This is a genomic window from Pedobacter cryoconitis (genome assembly GCF_014207135.1).
Lineage (GTDB): Bacteria > Bacteroidota > Bacteroidia > Sphingobacteriales > Sphingobacteriaceae > Pedobacter > Pedobacter cryoconitis_D.
In genome coordinates this window covers 116,887-133,288 of record NZ_JACHCC010000015.1, presented here as the reverse complement: position 1 = coordinate 133,288, position 16,402 = coordinate 116,887, and the positions used below count along the sequence as shown (strand labels likewise).

Here is a 16,402-nt window from a genome sequence, read left to right as displayed (position 1 = left end):
GGCAAAAGTACATAAAAATTATCCATTTACTAACCGCTGATAGACATTCAGCATCCTTTGGGAAATAGTAGCTAAATTATGATCTCTTTCGGCCGTTTTACGGGCATTTTCCCCTATTTCCTGCCATCGGTTAGGATGTGTAATACATTGTAAAATACACCGGTAAAACTCGTCTGCGGTATCTGCGATCAGGATATCCTTACCATTCTCACAGTTTAGTCCTTCGGCTGCATAAGAGGTGGCAATAATGCATTTTTTCATAGCCATACCTTCTATAATTTTTACCCGCATCCCACTTCCGGAAAGCAGAGGAACAATCATAATCGCCTTGGAATTCATAAACTCAACAGCATCGAAAACCTCTCCCTCCACCACCAGGTTATCGGAGTCATAATCATAAAAATGTTGCTGCATATGTTTACCGGCTATGTAAAACCTGAGTTCGGAGCTTAGTTTCTCTATATCCGGCCAGATTTCATCAATAAACCATTCGAGCCCTTCTTTATTCGGACGCCAATCCATTGCACCCAGGTGAAATAATGTAGGAAAACTCGTTTTCGACTGATCAATAATATATTTTTCAAAATCCAGTGCCACAGGAAATACTTCGACACCTACCTGACAGCCAAACTGCAGAATACTGTGGCGATCGGGCTCACTGATGGAAAAGATCTGGTGAAAACGGTTGATTTGCTCTGTTTCATAAACCTTTAACCTGCGGGCAAGAAACTGAAGGTACCTGCGCCTGGGGGTAAAACGTTCTGAGTTAGCTAAGCGCTCCCAGACATCAAAGACAATATTATGTGCACGATAAATTAATTTCGCTTTACTATTATTTTTAACCACATCAAGATAAGGCACAACGAATAATCCCTCAAACTGAATAATATCAAACTCTGTTTCCCGAAGAATATTTTCAAGAATTTTTGCGGCATCATCGTCGTAAAACCGCGAAACATTATAGGACTCGTTGGAAAAGATATTGAAAAATGCACCCCAGAGATTAACTTCAGTATCCAGGTCAAAAGAATGAAATTTGATCCTTTCATACACAGGATCATAAATATCATCGACGTCAACACGGTGTTTGTTGGTATTGATACTAAACAAAGTAATCTCAACCCCCACATTCAGTAATCCTTTCATCGTATTGTAAACTACGATCGGATAACCACTATTGGGAGGAAAAGGAACGCGGTTACTTAGTATAAGTGTTTTCAATAGGGTGAAAATACGAATTATCCGGCATTATCTGAAACGATAAAAGCCGCAGGATCGCTTATTGCAAAAGTTTTACGATGGTAAGGACTAAGCCCGTGAAGCAAAGCCGCAGAACGATGAACTTTAGTAGGATAACCCTTGTTTTGTTTCCACTGATACAGGGGATATTCGGCCGAAATATTATCCATAAACTCGTCACGATGTGTCTTTGCCAGGATAGAGGCGGCAGCGATATTCAGATACTTCCCGTCTCCTTTAATGATACAGCTATGAGGAATGCTAGGATATGTTTTAAAACGGTTTCCGTCAATACTCAGATATCCTGGCTGAATAACCAGTTTTTCAATCGCTCTGTGCATAGCCAGAAAGGAAGCATTTAGTATATTGATTTCATCAATTTCATAGTTATCTATCGAAGCGACCGCCCAGGCTAACGCCTCTTTTTCAATAATGTGTCTTAAACCTACGCGTTGTTTATGCGATAGTTTTTTTGAATCATTTAACTCTCCTGCAATAAAATCGGGTGGAAGAATCACAGCAGCTGCATAAACAGGTCCGGCTAAACAGCCTCTGCCTGCTTCATCGCAACCAGCTTCTAAAAATTCCTGTTGAAAACAGTTTAATAACATATGTTCTGATTTAATAAAAATTGATTGTTGATTTTATACTATTGTACCAGGTGATTTCACTTTAAATGCATCGCTCAGACCAACTGCCATCAGATTGAAAGCATACACTGTCAGCATAATGGCCATCCCGGGCAGAATCGCAAGATAAGCTGCATCCATTACAATATAACCATAATTTTCTTTGATCATACTTCCCCAGCTGGGCATAGGTGGCTGTGCACCAAAACCAAGAAAACTCAGACCAGTTTCAAGCAGAATAGCAGATGCAAAGTTTGCTGATGCGATAACCAGGACAGGACCTGCAATATTAGGCAGAATATGCCTGGTGAGGATACGAAATGTGGGAAAACCTAATGCTCTGGCTGCCTCTACAAATTCTGCTTCCTTAAGCGCGATAACCTGCCCTCTGACCATCCTTGCTACATCTACCCAGGTGGATAGACCTACGGCTATAAATATCTGCCAGAATCCTTTCCCCAAAGCAAATGAAATGGCGATCACCAATAACAGGGAGGGCAATGACCAGATCACATTCATCAGCCAGCTGATAGCGGTATCTATCGTTCCTCCAAAATATCCTGCCATTGCCCCCAGGCTCAGACCTATACTCATAGAGATCAGCACAGCGAGTAATCCCACAGATAATGAAACGCGAATGCCCAGTATCAGACGGCTTAACAGGTCTCTTCCATATCCGTCTGTTCCCAGCCAGAAAGTCTGCTTATACAGGTGTTCTTTAAGGTATTCCTGCTGATGACTAACAGGGAGTGGAAAGCTGGTTTCTGTAGCTTCTTCATCGTCACCGATGTATTCTTTAATGAATAATCTGTTATTGGATATTCTATGAGCTGTAATGGGGATACTTTTAAGTGCTTTCTCCTGGCCATATAACATTTTACTCAGGATATTTACTTTACTGACTCCCTCTGTTTTACTGATGACCAGAAACTGAAATGTGCGTCCTGGTTTTTTATTGCTCAGCTGTAAATGCATGGTATTTGCCATGGGTGTCTGATCGGGTGTAATCAAATAACCCAGAACACCCATCACCAACAATATCAGAATAAATATTAGTCCTCCTACAGCAGGTTTATTTCTCTTAAACCTGGCCCATATCTTTTGCGCCGGACTAGTATTTTTCTCCATTATTTAACCATTCTGCCCTTCCAGTTATATTTACCGGAATTACCAGCAATCCCTATATAGATGATATAAAGTATATGCAATACATTTAATACTGGCAGTAAAACCATCAGACTTCTTCTCCTGGCAAATTTGGTCACATCCATCAGGAAGATAAATTCAGCAATTATTTTTAATAATAGCTGAGTCAGTGCAACCTTAAGAAAACCAATAAAGAATATTCCTGTAATCAGGTTCAACAAGATACTCACATTGAAAAACCAGATAAATACGCCCAGCACAATAATGGATTTGTTTTTATAACGTGTGCTTTTTGAAGCCCAGCGTTTACGTTGCTGCAGGAACTCACTCAGATTAGGTTTTGCATGGGTATATACCATCGCATCAGAATTTTTCAGGAAACCAATACGGTTCTCATAACGGGCTGCTATTTTATGCAGCAATAATTCGTCATCTCCTGACGCAAGATCGTCAATTCCCTGAAATCCACCAACTTCATAAAATGCCTTTTTCTCGTAAGCCAGGTTAGCCCCGTTACAGGTAGAAGGTTTTTTATTCCCAATGGTTGAAGCACCCAAACCAATAAGGTATAGAAATTCCAGTGACTGTGATCTTTCAAAAAAGCTCTTTTCTTCATCATATGCCACAGGTGAAGAGATCATTTTATATTGTTTCTCTTCATAATAGGCAATGATCGTTTTAAGCCAGCTGGTCCCCATTCTGCAATCTGCATCTGTGGTGATGATCAGATCGCCGGTCGACTGACCTATAGCAGTCTGAATAGCTTTTTTCTTATAGGAATTTAGCGCCTGATTTTCTTTAAGAGAGATGAGTTTTACACCCTGGTCTGCATAAGATCTGACAATTTCGGCAGTATTATCTGTAGAATGATCGTCTATAAAAATGATCTCAGTCAATGCTTTATTATAATCCTGAGCTAATAATGCCTCTATGGTACGATGTATGTTATCAGCCTCATTACGCGCCGCTACAATAATCGAAACAGCTGTTGAACCCGTTGTTTGTTTATATTTAAAAGGTATCAGTTTATGCCAGCCCCTGATAAATCCGGTAACGACAAAGAGGTAGATAATGGTTAAGAATGCGGATAGATAACTAACGACGATTAAGATTTCCAAAAAAATTTAATTTAAAAACAAAATATGAACCTAATATAGCAGGAATAATAATATTTATAAGCCATATGCTTGCAGTACATGCAATCACGGCAACATCCTGTTTGGTGACAAAGCTAAAAAAATAAGATGCAGTTACACTCCTTACCCCAATATCAAATAAATCCAGAGAAGGTAAAGTGGATTGTACAAAAAACAGAATGCAAACCATCATCAGGATATCCAAATAGTGAATATCAGGAATCAGCCAATAAAACATAATAAAATACTGGGTGCTGAAGACCACATATCGTGCCAGACAAAATAAAAGTATTCTTAAAAGTTCTTTCTTTTGGTACCTGCCTAAGATACTATAGAATTTTTTGTATTTCCTGGTAAAACGCATGGAAAGGAGCAAGCCATTTAACCAGCGGATATTAAAAAAGAAGACCAGAAAAAACACACAAAACATAGCTGAAAGTATTATGAGTGCATAATTAAGTCTATAATCGAGCCCAAGAAACCGGTTGATAAAAATGCTGAGCGCAACTGCTCCGAATATATTTGTCAGTACCATCTGTCCGATGTTACCTACCGCCATAGCGACAACTCCGATAATCCTCCTCTTGGGGGAGAGAAAAAATACTCTTCCACCATACTCTCCTATCCTGTTTGGTGTAAATATCGCCAGGGTCAGACCACAAAATACGGATTCTATGGCCCTCCATAGACTAAGTTTTTCTATCTGACGAAGCAGACGTCTCCATTTGAGCGCTTCCAGCCCCCAGTTGACCAGCATCAGTAAGATCACAAATGAGATCACCGAAATAATCTCTGCACGTGGCACATCTGCTATAAGATTGCGAAAATCTTTAAGATTAGTATTGGAAGACAGCTTATTATAAATGAACCAAAACGCAAAGGCCACTATGGCTACTTTTAGAACATAAGAAAATATGCGTTTATAATTTGATCTCAACTTATCGTTTCTTTTATATTGTGCAAATATGCTTAATATTGTTTTATGTTGGTGGAAAAAAAGGAAAGGGTAATCATGGGTATTGACCCGGGGACAGCTGTGATGGGATACGGTGTGATACTGGAACGGGGAAGTAAGATAGAACTGATTGCGATGGGAGTAATCAAGATGAATCATTTAGACGACCACTTTTTAAAACTGCAACGCATCTTCGCCAAAACAGTTGGGCTGGTAGAACAATATAAACCGGATGTAATGGCTCTGGAAGCTCCTTTCTACGGGAAAAATATACAGGTCATGCTTAAACTCGGCAGAGCCCAGGGTATTTGTATGGCTGCAGCTTTATCAAAAGACATTCCGATTACAGAATATGCCCCCAGAAAAATCAAACAGTCTATAACCGGGAGCGGGAGTGCAGGAAAAGAACAGGTTGCGGCAATGCTGCAAAGATTATTAAATTTTAAAGAGACACCTGAGTTTCTGGATGCGACGGACGGACTTGCAGTAGCTGTCTGTCATTCCTTTCAGCGGGTACCTTCGGGTGGTAGCGGAAAATCATATTCCGGCTGGGGTGCTTTTGCTAAAGACAACCAGAAAAGGGTAAAATAATATTATATTTAAGACTTAATCGATTATGGATAGTAATCTATCAAAACTGACATTATTTAATCCCTTTAAATTACGCGCGTTATTATCACTGGGATTTAAGGGATATTTAGCAGAAAAGGGCTGGTTTAAAGCTCTTGAAACAAGATCGTCTGTAGACGAGAATGGAGAAGCAATTCCCTGGGTTACCTATTCCTTTATCGATTTCATAAAAGACAGGATCAACAATCAGCATGATATTTTTGAATTTGGTTGTGGAAATTCAACCTTGTTTTATGCAAAGAACTCCGGGTCGGTTACATCTGTAGAACATGATAAAGCATGGTTTGAAAGAAATTCAAATATGAAATTACCTAACGTAGAACTGATCTATTGTGAACTGGTCCGTGGCGGTGATTATTCTAAAAGTGCTGTTAAGACAAATAAAAAGTTTAACATCATTATTGTAGATGGCAGAGATCGTGTTAATTGCTGCAAAGAATCATTACAGTCACTCACTGAGAACGGAGTAATCGTACTGGACAATTCAGAGCGCGCCGATTATGTCCAGGTTTTTCCCTTTCTAAAAGAAAAAGGATTTAAGCACTTACCTTTTACAGGAATGAGTCCAGGAGTAATCACCTCAAATTGCACCTCTGTTTTTTACAAAAGCAATAACTGTTTAGGGATTTAATAGCACAAAAAAGCCCTTCTGCAAAAATGTTGCAGAAGGGCTTTTTTAGTATATGTTTCTAAAATTAAGAGCCTAATATTTTGAAGACTGCTTTACAGCAGATAAATGCACCAAGGAATAAGATAATCCATGATACTAATGATAAAGTAGTTGAGTCAAATGCGAAACGCAGATAAACCCCTACGATGCTCACAACGATACCTGCTATCAATAATTTATATATTGATGTCTGATTTGCATTCTGCATGCTTTTAGTATTGTGTTTTGGCGTTTGCTCCATTATTTTATTTTTTAATTCCGCTGCAAAATTAATATTATTCCGACAAAAAAAGCATGTTCACCGGAGAATTTTTCCCATAGCCTGCTTAAATTTATCAAATGAGTTTTAAATAGGCTCTTAGTATCCCTTTAGCCCCTCTCTGCGCTGTTTAGCTCTCTCTATTTCATTCAGATGATCACCTTTATAAAGTAACTTTTCCCAATCTCCATACATTGGATTAGGCAATACGATAAAATGATTTCCAAATTCTTTTTGTGCTTTATCCACCTCCTCTTTTGTGTTTTTACCTTCTCTGTAAAAGACATTAGAGAAATCGCTTAAGTTATCACCACAAAGTAACAGGATATTGTATTTTTCAAGCACTTTCTGTCTACGTGACTCCTTATCAGAAGTACCCGATTTAACGACCAGGTGGGCCTCGTCAGCGAAAGGGAAGCCAAGACGCTGTAAGTTGGTCAATGTTGCCTTATAATCGCTCTGATCACGGTTAGTGATGTAAAAAGTCTCTACCTGCTGAGACTGTGCATATTTTAAAAAGCCTAAGGCACCGGGTACAGTATCAGCTGCTGCTTTAGCGGTCCAGTCTGCCCAGTCTTTGGCTGCATAACTTAAGCCTTTCTGGATTTCATGTCCCTGGAAAGGTGAATTATCCAATACGGTTTCATCAATATCTACAATTACGCAGTTGGGTTTTGACCGATCAGCAGTTTTTAAGCGTTCCAGTAAAGAAAACCTGGCAAAGTTATAAGCCTGAAAGGAAAGCGCCCTGTACTCTCCCGAATGTTGTTGCCAGGCCACTGCAATAGTATAGTCTTTGGCTGCTTCAGCAGCTGGATTAGTTTGTGCAAACAGCCCCAATGGGAGCAAACAGGTAAGAACTACAGGAAGAAATATCTTGGTCATGGTAAAATGTTTTGGCAAAAATAATTATTCATCTGTCCAGAAAGGTTATTTATATGTAAAAAGGCCGTTATCTCACGATAACGGCCTTTTATTTATTAGCTTAACGGGATTGATTATCCGTTCAGTGCTGCAGCACCACTTACAATCTCTGTAAGCTCTGTAGTAATCGCAGCCTGACGTGCCTGGTTGTAAGAAAGTTTTAAGGCTTTCAACAGGTCACCCGCATTTTCTGTTGCTTTGTCCATTGAAGTCATCCTTGCACCATGTTCTGAAGCATGAGAATCCAATACCGCTTTATACAACTGGATCTTGATCGACTTAGGAATTAATTCTTTAACGATTTCCTCTTGTGAAGGCTCAAGAATGTAATCTACCTGATGATGATCTTTAATCTCCGGTTCTTTTTCGTTTTGTGGCAAAGGCAATAACTGCTCAGTTGTCAGAATCTGAACTGCAGCGTTTTTGAAACGGTTATAAACTAATTCAACTCTGTCGTAATCGCCGTTTTTAAAGCCGGCCATAATTGCATCAGTGATTTTAGTTACGTTTTCGAATGTTAATGCAGCATATACTTCGTTATTGTTTCCAATTACATTGTAATTTCTCTTCTCGTAGAAATCCTGAGATTTCTTACCGATAGCGACGATACTTACATTACCATTTTTATACTGCTCACTGTATTTATCAGCAATCAGGTTATTAGTTGCCTTGATCACATTCATGTTGAATGCGCCAGCTAAACCACGGTTTGATGAAACTACTACTAATAATACTTTATTAGGCTCGCGTTCTTCAATATATGGGGATGAAGATCCTTCCAGGTTGGCAGAAAGATTCCCTAAGATCTCTTTAAGCTTCGTAGCATACGGACGTAACTGTATAATAGCATTAGTTGCACGCTTCAGTTTCGCCGCCGAAACCATTTTCATGGCTTTGGTGATCTGCTGCGTAGACTGCACTGATGATATACGAATTCTTACTTCTTTTAAATTAGCCATTCTTTTTTAATCTTCTTTTTCCTGCTTAAAATTTAAACAGAACTTCTTTTTAAATTAGTATTTACCTGCTAATTCTTTAGCTACAGTTTCTAATACCGATGTAATTGTATCATCCAGTTTACCAGCTTTTAAAGCAGCTAATGTTTGTGGGTGACGTAATTCCAGTTGTTGTAAATATTCAGCTTCAAATGCTCTGATTTTATTTACAGGAACTGAACGCATCAGGTTTTTAGTACCAATATAAATGATCGCAACTTGTTTCTCTACAGTCATTGGAGAGAACTGTCCTTGCTTTAATATTTCTACGTTTCTTGCACCTTTATCCAGTACAGATTTTGTTGCAGCATCCAAATCAGATCCGAATTTAGAGAAAGCCTCTAATTCACGGTATTGAGCCTGGTCAAGTTTTAATGTACCAGCTACCTTTTTCATTGATTTGATCTGTGCGTTACCACCTACACGTGATACAGAGATACCTACGTTAATAGCCGGACGTACACCTGCGTTAAACAAGTTAGATTCCAGGAATATCTGTCCGTCAGTAATTGAAATTACGTTAGTTGGGATATAAGCAGAAACATCACCAGCCTGAGTTTCGATGATAGGAAGTGCTGTTAATGAACCACCACCTTTAACGATACCTTTTAATGATTCAGGTAAATCGTTCATAGCTTGTGCGATGTCATCGTTAGAGTTGATTTTAGCAGCACGCTCTAATAAACGACTGTGCAGATAAAATACGTCTCCAGGATAAGCCTCACGTCCCGGTGGACGACGCAATAACAGGGAAACCTCACGGTAAGCTACTGCCTGTTTAGATAAATCATCATAAACAATCAGTGCCGGACGACCTGTATCACGGAAGTACTCACCAATAGCTGCACCAGAAAATGGAGCATAGAACTGTAATGGTGCAGGATCTGCAGCTGAAGCTGAAACAACTACTGTATAAGCCATTGCTCCGTTCTCTTCAAGAGTACGTACAACGTTAGCTACAGTACTGGCTTTCTGACCACAGGCAACATATATACATAAAACAGGGTTACCTGCTTCATAAAATTCTTTTTGATTGATAATAGTGTCAATACAAACGGCACTCTTACCAGTCTGACGGTCACCAATAACCAGCTCACGCTGACCACGACCGATTGGAATCATCGCATCGATAGCTTTGATACCTGTCTGAAGAGGCTCATTAACCGGCTGACGGTAAATTACACCAGGAGCTTTACGTTCGATTGGCATTTCGTAAGTCTGACCAATGATTGGTCCCTTACCGTCGATAGGTTCACCTAATGTATTTACTACACGGCCTAACATACCTTCACCAACTTTAATAGAGGCAATTTTTTTAGTACGTTTAATTGTATCACCTTCTTTGATAGTGCTTGACGGGCCTAATAAAACCACACCAACATTATCTTCTTCAAGGTTTAAAACAATACCCTGCAAGCCGTTTTCAAATTCAACTAGCTCACCTGATTGAACTTTAGTTAAACCATAAACACGGGCAATACCATCACCCACTTGTAATACGGTACCAACTTCTTCAAGTTCGGCTTCTGATTTAAAGCCCGACAATTGTTGCCTGATAATTGCCGATACTTCGTCTGGTCTTACCTCTACCATAATTTTATATTATTTCTTTTGTAATTCTGTATATTGTTATCGGATCTAAACCACGCCCTGGGCCAATTCCTTTTTTAGTTTATTTAGACTACCAGAGATACTGGCATCAAATTGTTTGTCGCCAACCTTCAGGATAAAACCACCGATTAATTTCTCGCTGATCTTTTCTTTAATGATTACTTCGTTTGCGCCAATTTCCCTTTTAACCACTGCAATAATCTCTGCTTTATTCGCATCGGTCAATGCTGTTGCTGATAATACTTCGGCAGTTACAATACCTTTGATAGTATTATATTGTCTGATGAATGCCTTAGTAGTATCAAATAAAATAGCAGCACGGCCTTTATTGACAAGCAGTTTCAGATAGGCTTTAGTAATGGCATGAATGCTTTTACCAAAGATTCCTTCTAAAATTGAATATTTTTTATCCAGCGTAATAACAGGATTCTGAAGAATAGCCTCCAACTCACTGTTCTGATCAATAACCTGCTCAATCAGGACCATATCAATTTTCATCTCTTCCAAAGCATTCTGCTCAGTGGAAAGATCAATTAATGATTTGGCGTATCTTGATGCTGCTTTATTTTCTGACATGTTAATTTAATTTGTGTGGCAGGGAATTAGTTCAATTCAATATCTTTCAACAAATCAGCAACAAAATCCTGTTGCTTAGCTTTATCAGCTAACTGATTGCGCAATACGCGTTCAGCGATATCAATTGATAATGATGAAACCTGATCTTTCAATTCAGCCAATGCAGCTTTCTTTTGATTTTCAATTTCAATTCTTGCCTTCTCAATTAATTTAGCGCCTTCAGTCTGTGCCTGATGTTTCGCTTCATTAATGATTGAATCTTTTAAAATTTTCGCTTCTTTCAGCATCAGATCTCTCTCTGCACGGGCGCCTTTTAAAGACTCCTCATTCTGTGCAGCCAAGCGCACCATTTCCTGTTTTGCTAACTCAGCTTTGTTTAAAGCTTCATCGATGTTATGCTCACGTTCTTTGATAGCTGCTAATACAGGTTTCCATGCAAATTTGGCCAACACGAACATCAACAATAGAAATGCTATCGTCTGAAAAATAACTAAACCAATTTCCGGTACTAATAATTCCATCTCAGTATATATATTAAATCTTTATTTCTTAAATCTATAGTATGTACTTTGTAGCAATCCTACAAAGTACATGACCATTTTTTTTAGTTTGCAATTAATGCAACTACTACCGCGAAAAGAGCAACTGCTTCAACGAATGCAGCAGCGATCAACATCGCAGTTTGAATTTTAGAGGCTGCTTCTGGTTGACGAGCAATACCTTCCATAGCTGAACTACCGATTTTTCCGATACCCACGCCAGCGCCTATAGCAGCTAATCCAGCACCAATTGCAGCAATACTTCCTGTAATCATGATTATATATATTAATTGTTGTTAAAAATTCTAATTAGTGGTGTTCTTCTATTGCCATTCCAATGAACAGGGCAGACAACATTGTAAATATAAACGCTTGTATAAATGCAACCAGCAATTCGATAGCACCGATAAACAAGGCGAACGGAACTGATACAACAGATACAAATAAAGAGTTAAACACGAAGATCAGACCTATCAGTGAAAGGACCAGAATGTGCCCCGCAGTAATGTTGGCAAATAAACGTATCGCAAGAGCGATTGGTTTAGTAAATATACCGATGATCTCAACTGGTACCAATACGATGTATAACCACCATGGTACATCTGGTGTAAAGATGTGTTTCCAGTAATATTTGTTACCGTTAGTTACGACAAGAATTAATGTAGCTGTTGCTAATACTGCTGTAACAGCAATATTTCCTGTTAAGTTAGCTCCTCCCGGAAGGAATGGAACCAGTCCTAGCATATTGTTAAACCAGATAAAGAAAAACACTGTCAGCAGGTATGGCATAAAACGCTCATACTTGTGACCCAAGTTTGGTCTGGCAATATCATCACGTACAAACAGAATAATAGGCTCCATCCATGATTGTAATCCTTTAGGCGACTTACCTTTTCTCTTTTTGTAACCATTAGCTACATTAAGGAATACTGCAAGCAGAACGATTACAGAGATAAATAGTGTACATGCATTTTTCGTTACAGAGAAATCAAGAGGGCGTGCATTTTTCGCGTGATGATTAGCATCAACCTCAACATACTCTCCTTCTTCATTCGCAGCAGCAGATGCATAGTATATCTTCTCATGCATTTTCACAAAACGCTGACCGTCTTTTTCAATAACTAATTTTGCTTCATCATCTCCATGAAACTCATTAGAATTAAAACTTACAAATCCACTTTGTGTATACAAAATGACAGGAAGTCCGATATGGTAATCACCTATTACATGCCAGCTATGCGAATCCGCAATGTGGTGTAAGGCAAACTTACCTAAATTGAACTTTTTCTCATCCTCTGGTTTGGCATGAGCGGCTAAGGCTGCTTTCGATGTGTCCTCCTGTGCATATAACAGGGGTGTTACAAAGAATAACGCTAAAAAAAGCGTAAAAACAACAGTTAACCTATTAACTTTAAAATCAAAAACGTGGCTACAATCCATTTACTGGCAGATTTTTACTTATTATTTTGGTGGCGCAAGTTACATAACAGAGAGTATATTTCAAAGAAGCTGAACAATAAATATAAAGAAAAAAAGTTGAGCGCAAAAACTAACCCCTTTTCTTTAGTGTTCAGGCTGTAAATCAGAACAAAAGCCATAGAAAATATCATTTTCAAAACTATTGACCCCATAATTGCCATTACACCCGTCTCAGGACTCAAACTAATCCCGAAAGAGGCCATAATATAAGCTATATAGGTAAGTCCCCCGATAAAACCAAACAGCAGCCAGAACTTACGGGCAAGTAAAGGAACGTTTGGAAATAATAAAGGTAAGGCAACAGCCACCCCGGCAAGGAGCAACGCATAGATCAGATAATACAGCGTAAATTTTAAGATACTCAAAATATATTTTTTTGACAAAAGTATAAAATTAAGAGCGAATGTTTGTCTTACTCTTTATTATTCAATTGCCTGATTATCTGATAAAGGGAGACAATTACACCCAAAACTCCCAGCAGAGCGGTAAAAATCATTTGAGCACTTTCTCTGTACAGATCAATTTTATAGCCGATAAAAGCTAAAATGCCTATTGTACCCAGCATTTGGAAACCCATTCCCGAATACTTTATAAAATTTGTCGCTTTTTTATCCTTCTGCTTATCGCTCATAGGTTTACTGGTGTGAAAAAAATTAATATTTTGCATAGAAATATTGATGAATAAAATATTTTTGCATACATTCTAGTATATTTTAAATGCTTACTCATACTACTTATTTGAAGACTCCCCGCCATTCCAGTTTGAAATTGTTATTGTTTTGCCTTGGAAGTTTTCTCTTAGTGGCTTGCAGCACCCCTAAAGATACAGCAACGAGCAGGGCAATGCAAAACTTAACTGCACGTTATAACTATATTTATAACGCCAACGTTATTCTGAATAACTATGAGGAGGATCTATATAATTCTTATATAGATAATTATAGCGATATACTACCGGTTTACACCGATCCTGATAAGTTCAGTTCAGAAACTGTCCTCAGGCCACCTGCAAATGACAGAGCCCTGGATGCCATTGTCAAAAAATCAAGAGCTATTATTGCAGACAAAGCTTTCAGTAATTATATTGATGATGCCTATCTCTTATTGGGTAAGGCCTATTTTCTTAAAACCAATTATTTCGTTGCCGAGGAATATTTCGACTATACAGCCAAGGTATATCATAAGCAGCCAAACGTCCTGATCACAGCTCAAAACTGGAAAGCCAGAAGTTTGATGCAACTGAATGACATGGAAGGTGCTGCAGTTATCCTGGATACCGTTTATGATAACCTTGCCCTGATCAAAACGAAGAAATCCGAACCAATGGCGACTATCGCTCAGTCGTATATTTATCAGAACAGATTCAATGATGCCATTCCTATCCTGGAGAATGCAATCAAAGAAAGCCCTTTACAACGTAACCGGATCCGCTGGACTTATATCCTCGCTCAATTATATGAAAGACAAAAAAAATACCAGAAGGCGCTTGCTCTTTACACCAAAGTAGAGAAAAGTAATGCTGGTTTTGAACTGTATTTCAATGCAAACCTGAATAAGATCAAAGTAAGTGGTATATTAAATGGTGAACACTTAAACAGAAAAAAACAGCTGCTGGCTTTGCTCAAGGATGACAAAAATCTGGAATATCATGACCAGATCTATTTTCAGATAGCTGAAGATTACGCAGAAGAGAATAATATTACTGAGGCTGAAAAATTCTATAAGAAGTCTATCCGGAACAGTACAAAGAATAATTATCAGAAAGGCTTGTCTTATCTCAGGATGGCCGATTTGAATTTCAATAAACTCAAAGATTTCCTGAAGGCAAAATCGTACTATGACAGTACGGTTAATACCTTACCTAAAACTTATCCGGGATATGCACAAATCGTAAAGAAAAGTCAGAACCTGGAATATATCACTACCAGATATGACATCATTGCTTTTCAGGACACCCTGCAGGCACTGGCAAAACTACCTGAAGGTAGTCGTCTGGCCAGAATCAAAAAAATCCTGACCCCTAAAGTTGTGCCTGTTGTCTCTGCCCCGGATATCAGAAATAGTTATTTCCCTGACTCCAGAAAAGGCAATACCGGCGGAGCATCATCGACTTTTTATTTTAACAATACTACCGCACTGAGCAGGGGTTATACAGACTTCCTGACTAAATGGGGGAACCGAAAACCGGAAGATAACTGGCGTCAGAGTATTAAGTCATCTGCACAAACTACCTCCGAAAGTATTGCTAAAGTTGAAAATAATGGTTATCCGCTAGGCAAAGATGCCGCAGAAAAAGTGATTGCAGAGAAAGACACCAGTGGAAAACACTATCTGTCTGCCATCCCGCTTACGCCTGAAGCCATTACAGTTTCCAATGGAAAAATCATTGATGCATATTATGAAATCGCTAATTTCTATCAGCAGGAACTGGATGACCCGGAAGAAGCTATCCGGATTTACCAGCTAATATTGACCCGTTTTCCTGATAACAGCCACCTGGCCTCTATCTATTATAGCTTATACCTGGGTTATAAAAAAACAGATCCGGCGAATACCGCGAAATACAAGGCACTGGTACTAGATAAGTTTCCGGCAAGTGTCTACGCAAAAACTATCCTGGATCCAGATTACTCAATGAAACAGTCAGATCTTGAAGCGGCTGCAATTAAAAAGTATAATGAGGTATTTGATCTTTACGTGGGGAAAGTATTCCCTTCAGTAATTACTGAGGTCAACGCGACAATCAAACAATATCCTGCCAGTCTGATTAATCCTCAGCTGAGTTACCTTAAAGCAATTGCAATCGGAAGGACTCAGCCCATTGATAGTCTGACACTGGCTTTCAAAGCAATCACGAATCTTTATCCTGATGATAAATTAATCGTCCCCCTGGTTAAAGATCACCTTGCTTACATTGCTACACACCAGAGCGAATTCAGAAAAAGAAAAGTAGCTTTACCGGATTTTGATCCGGCAGAACCACGCTTCTTTACCACAGCCGCTGTCGTTGAAAAAACTGTCCAGCCAGTGATTCCTGTGGCTGTTCAACCTATCGTGCAAACAGTAACACCTCAAAAAGTCAAGGTTGTTGCTCCACCACCTGTTACAGTGGTTACTCCTCCAGCAGTAAAACCAGAAACAGTAGTTGCTGCCATTGTTCCGCCGGTAGAAGTAGTCAAACAGCCGGCAGAAAAAACAGTGGAGGTTCCGGTTGTAACCCCTCCTCCCCTGATTCCGGTTAAAGTGGATAAAACATTCAGCACTGATATCTCAAAGGTATATTACTTTGTCATTGATGTGGCAGATGCCAGTCTGACCTTAAGTTCATCCCGTTTTGGGATCGGCCAGTTTAATCGCGGAAATTATCCTGGAGCGGGTTTGAGACATCAATTAACAGAATTTGACAATGACCAACTGATATATGTTGGGAACTTTATTAGTTTTGCAGAAGCAAAAAGTTACGCGGATGGAATAACTCCGAATTTAAAACAGATTATGAAAGTACCGGTGGGAATCTACACCAGCTTCATTATCAGTAAGGAGAATTTCGAAAAACTTCAAAACAAGGATCTGGTAACTAGATATTTAGAATTCTACAAAAATAATTACTAAAA

Annotated in this window: 18 protein-coding genes; 3 read left to right on the top strand and 15 right to left on the bottom strand. The window is 38.9% G+C overall.

All coding sequences use genetic code 11. The annotated features are described in order from the left end of the window. Positions 1-18: 18 nt before the first annotated feature. From HDF25_RS24205 to HDF25_RS24185, 5 genes are read right to left on the bottom strand one after another with little or no spacing between them, the layout of a single operon-like run. Complete coding sequence (locus HDF25_RS24205) at positions 19-1,221, bottom strand: glycosyltransferase family 4 protein (RefSeq protein WP_184628990.1); 1,203 nt, start codon at positions 1,219-1,221, stop codon at positions 19-21. Between the two features lie 17 nt (positions 1,222-1,238). Beyond that, positions 1,239-1,850 carry a ribonuclease HII gene (locus HDF25_RS24200; protein ID WP_184628989.1) on the bottom strand — a complete coding sequence of 204 codons (612 nt, stop codon included), beginning with the start codon at positions 1,848-1,850 and terminating at the stop codon, positions 1,239-1,241. Positions 1,851-1,883: 33 nt separating this feature from the next. After that, positions 1,884-2,996, bottom strand: coding sequence for an ABC transporter permease (locus tag HDF25_RS24195; RefSeq protein WP_184628988.1), 1,113 nt, complete (start codon positions 2,994-2,996; stop codon positions 1,884-1,886). Continuing rightward, positions 2,996-4,132 (bottom strand): glycosyltransferase family 2 protein, encoded by a 1,137-nt coding sequence (locus tag HDF25_RS24190; RefSeq protein ID WP_184628987.1) that lies wholly within the window; start codon positions 4,130-4,132, stop codon positions 2,996-2,998. The genes HDF25_RS24195 and HDF25_RS24190 overlap by 1 nt, the downstream gene beginning before the upstream one ends. Then, positions 4,110-5,087 (bottom strand): lysylphosphatidylglycerol synthase domain-containing protein, encoded by a 978-nt coding sequence (locus tag HDF25_RS24185; RefSeq protein WP_184628986.1) that lies wholly within the window; start codon positions 5,085-5,087, stop codon positions 4,110-4,112. Before HDF25_RS24185 ends, HDF25_RS24190 begins: the two co-directional genes overlap by 23 nt. Positions 5,088-5,132: 45 nt before the next feature. On the opposite strand from HDF25_RS24185, the gene ruvC reads away from it, so the two are divergent. Further along, entirely contained in the window at positions 5,133-5,696 is a 564-nt protein-coding gene (gene ruvC / locus HDF25_RS24180; protein WP_184628985.1) for a crossover junction endodeoxyribonuclease RuvC, read from the top strand. A gap of 25 nt (positions 5,697-5,721) precedes the next feature. After that, positions 5,722-6,366, top strand: coding sequence for an FkbM family methyltransferase (locus HDF25_RS24175; protein WP_184628984.1), 645 nt, complete (start codon positions 5,722-5,724; stop codon positions 6,364-6,366). Between the two features lie 64 nt (positions 6,367-6,430). On the opposite strand, the gene HDF25_RS24170 is transcribed toward HDF25_RS24175, so the two are convergent. From HDF25_RS24170 to HDF25_RS24125, 10 genes are all read right to left on the bottom strand, one after another. Then, positions 6,431-6,646, bottom strand: a complete 216-nt coding sequence (locus HDF25_RS24170) for a hypothetical protein (RefSeq protein ID WP_184628983.1) — start codon at positions 6,644-6,646, stop codon at positions 6,431-6,433. 117 nt (positions 6,647-6,763) lie between these two features. Then, the gene (locus HDF25_RS24165) at positions 6,764-7,549 is read right to left on the bottom strand and encodes a 5'-nucleotidase, lipoprotein e(P4) family (protein WP_184628982.1); all 786 of its coding nucleotides are present in this window, start codon (positions 7,547-7,549) and stop codon (positions 6,764-6,766) included. 113 nt (positions 7,550-7,662) lie between these two features. After that, a complete protein-coding gene (atpG, locus tag HDF25_RS24160; RefSeq protein ID WP_184628981.1) occupies positions 7,663-8,547 on the bottom strand; it encodes an ATP synthase F1 subunit gamma in 885 nt (294 codons plus the stop codon). A 54-nt stretch (positions 8,548-8,601) separates the two neighbouring features. Further along, positions 8,602-10,176, bottom strand: coding sequence for a F0F1 ATP synthase subunit alpha (gene atpA / locus HDF25_RS24155; RefSeq protein WP_184628980.1), 1,575 nt, complete (start codon positions 10,174-10,176; stop codon positions 8,602-8,604). Positions 10,177-10,221: 45 nt separating this feature from the next. Further along, on the bottom strand, positions 10,222-10,770 hold the full coding sequence (gene atpH / locus HDF25_RS24150; RefSeq protein ID WP_184628979.1) for an ATP synthase F1 subunit delta: 549 nt from the start codon (positions 10,768-10,770) through the stop codon (positions 10,222-10,224). A 26-nt stretch (positions 10,771-10,796) separates the two neighbouring features. Beyond that, positions 10,797-11,291, bottom strand: coding sequence for a F0F1 ATP synthase subunit B (gene atpF / locus HDF25_RS24145; RefSeq protein WP_184628978.1), 495 nt, complete (start codon positions 11,289-11,291; stop codon positions 10,797-10,799). Between the two features lie 83 nt (positions 11,292-11,374). Next, the gene (gene atpE, locus HDF25_RS24140) at positions 11,375-11,581 is read right to left on the bottom strand and encodes an ATP synthase F0 subunit C (RefSeq protein WP_041879754.1); all 207 of its coding nucleotides are present in this window, start codon (positions 11,579-11,581) and stop codon (positions 11,375-11,377) included. Positions 11,582-11,618: 37 nt separating this feature from the next. Next, positions 11,619-12,749 carry a F0F1 ATP synthase subunit A gene (atpB, locus tag HDF25_RS24135; RefSeq protein WP_184628977.1) on the bottom strand — a complete coding sequence of 377 codons (1,131 nt, stop codon included), beginning with the start codon at positions 12,747-12,749 and terminating at the stop codon, positions 11,619-11,621. A gap of 14 nt (positions 12,750-12,763) precedes the next feature. Then, on the bottom strand, positions 12,764-13,153 hold the full coding sequence (locus HDF25_RS24130) for a hypothetical protein (protein WP_184628976.1): 390 nt from the start codon (positions 13,151-13,153) through the stop codon (positions 12,764-12,766). 47 nt (positions 13,154-13,200) lie between these two features. After that, positions 13,201-13,419: an AtpZ/AtpI family protein gene (locus HDF25_RS24125; RefSeq protein ID WP_184628975.1), complete on the bottom strand. Its 219-nt coding sequence runs from the start codon at positions 13,417-13,419 to the stop codon at positions 13,201-13,203. Between the two features lie 86 nt (positions 13,420-13,505). On the opposite strand from HDF25_RS24125, the gene HDF25_RS24120 reads away from it, so the two are divergent. Next, a complete protein-coding gene (locus HDF25_RS24120; RefSeq protein ID WP_184628974.1) occupies positions 13,506-16,400 on the top strand; it encodes a tetratricopeptide repeat protein in 2,895 nt (964 codons plus the stop codon). Positions 16,401-16,402: the final 2 nt, after the last annotated feature.

What these genes read in the sequence shown, in the direction of transcription:
- atpH (WP_184628979.1), bottom strand. Translation starts at nt 10,770, where the DNA reads ATGTCAGAAAATAAAGCAGCATCAAGATACGCCAAATCATTAATTGAT.
- atpA (WP_184628980.1), bottom strand. Translation starts at nt 10,176, where the DNA reads ATGGTAGAGGTAAGACCAGACGAAGTATCGGCAATTATCAGGCAACAA.
- HDF25_RS24195 (WP_184628988.1), bottom strand. Translation starts at nt 2,996, where the DNA reads ATGGAGAAAAATACTAGTCCGGCGCAAAAGATATGGGCCAGGTTTAAG.
- HDF25_RS24170 (WP_184628983.1), bottom strand. Translation starts at nt 6,646, where the DNA reads ATGGAGCAAACGCCAAAACACAATACTAAAAGCATGCAGAATGCAAAT.
- HDF25_RS24200 (WP_184628989.1), bottom strand. Translation starts at nt 1,850, where the DNA reads ATGTTATTAAACTGTTTTCAACAGGAATTTTTAGAAGCTGGTTGCGAT.
- HDF25_RS24120 (WP_184628974.1), top strand. Translation starts at nt 13,506, where the DNA reads ATGCTTACTCATACTACTTATTTGAAGACTCCCCGCCATTCCAGTTTG.
- HDF25_RS24125 (WP_184628975.1), bottom strand. Translation starts at nt 13,419, where the DNA reads ATGAGCGATAAGCAGAAGGATAAAAAAGCGACAAATTTTATAAAGTAT.
- atpF (WP_184628978.1), bottom strand. Translation starts at nt 11,291, where the DNA reads ATGGAATTATTAGTACCGGAAATTGGTTTAGTTATTTTTCAGACGATA.
- HDF25_RS24175 (WP_184628984.1), top strand. Translation starts at nt 5,722, where the DNA reads ATGGATAGTAATCTATCAAAACTGACATTATTTAATCCCTTTAAATTA.
- HDF25_RS24165 (WP_184628982.1), bottom strand. Translation starts at nt 7,549, where the DNA reads ATGACCAAGATATTTCTTCCTGTAGTTCTTACCTGTTTGCTCCCATTG.
- atpG (WP_184628981.1), bottom strand. Translation starts at nt 8,547, where the DNA reads ATGGCTAATTTAAAAGAAGTAAGAATTCGTATATCATCAGTGCAGTCT.
- ruvC (WP_184628985.1), top strand. Translation starts at nt 5,133, where the DNA reads ATGTTGGTGGAAAAAAAGGAAAGGGTAATCATGGGTATTGACCCGGGG.
- atpB (WP_184628977.1), bottom strand. Translation starts at nt 12,749, where the DNA reads ATGGATTGTAGCCACGTTTTTGATTTTAAAGTTAATAGGTTAACTGTT.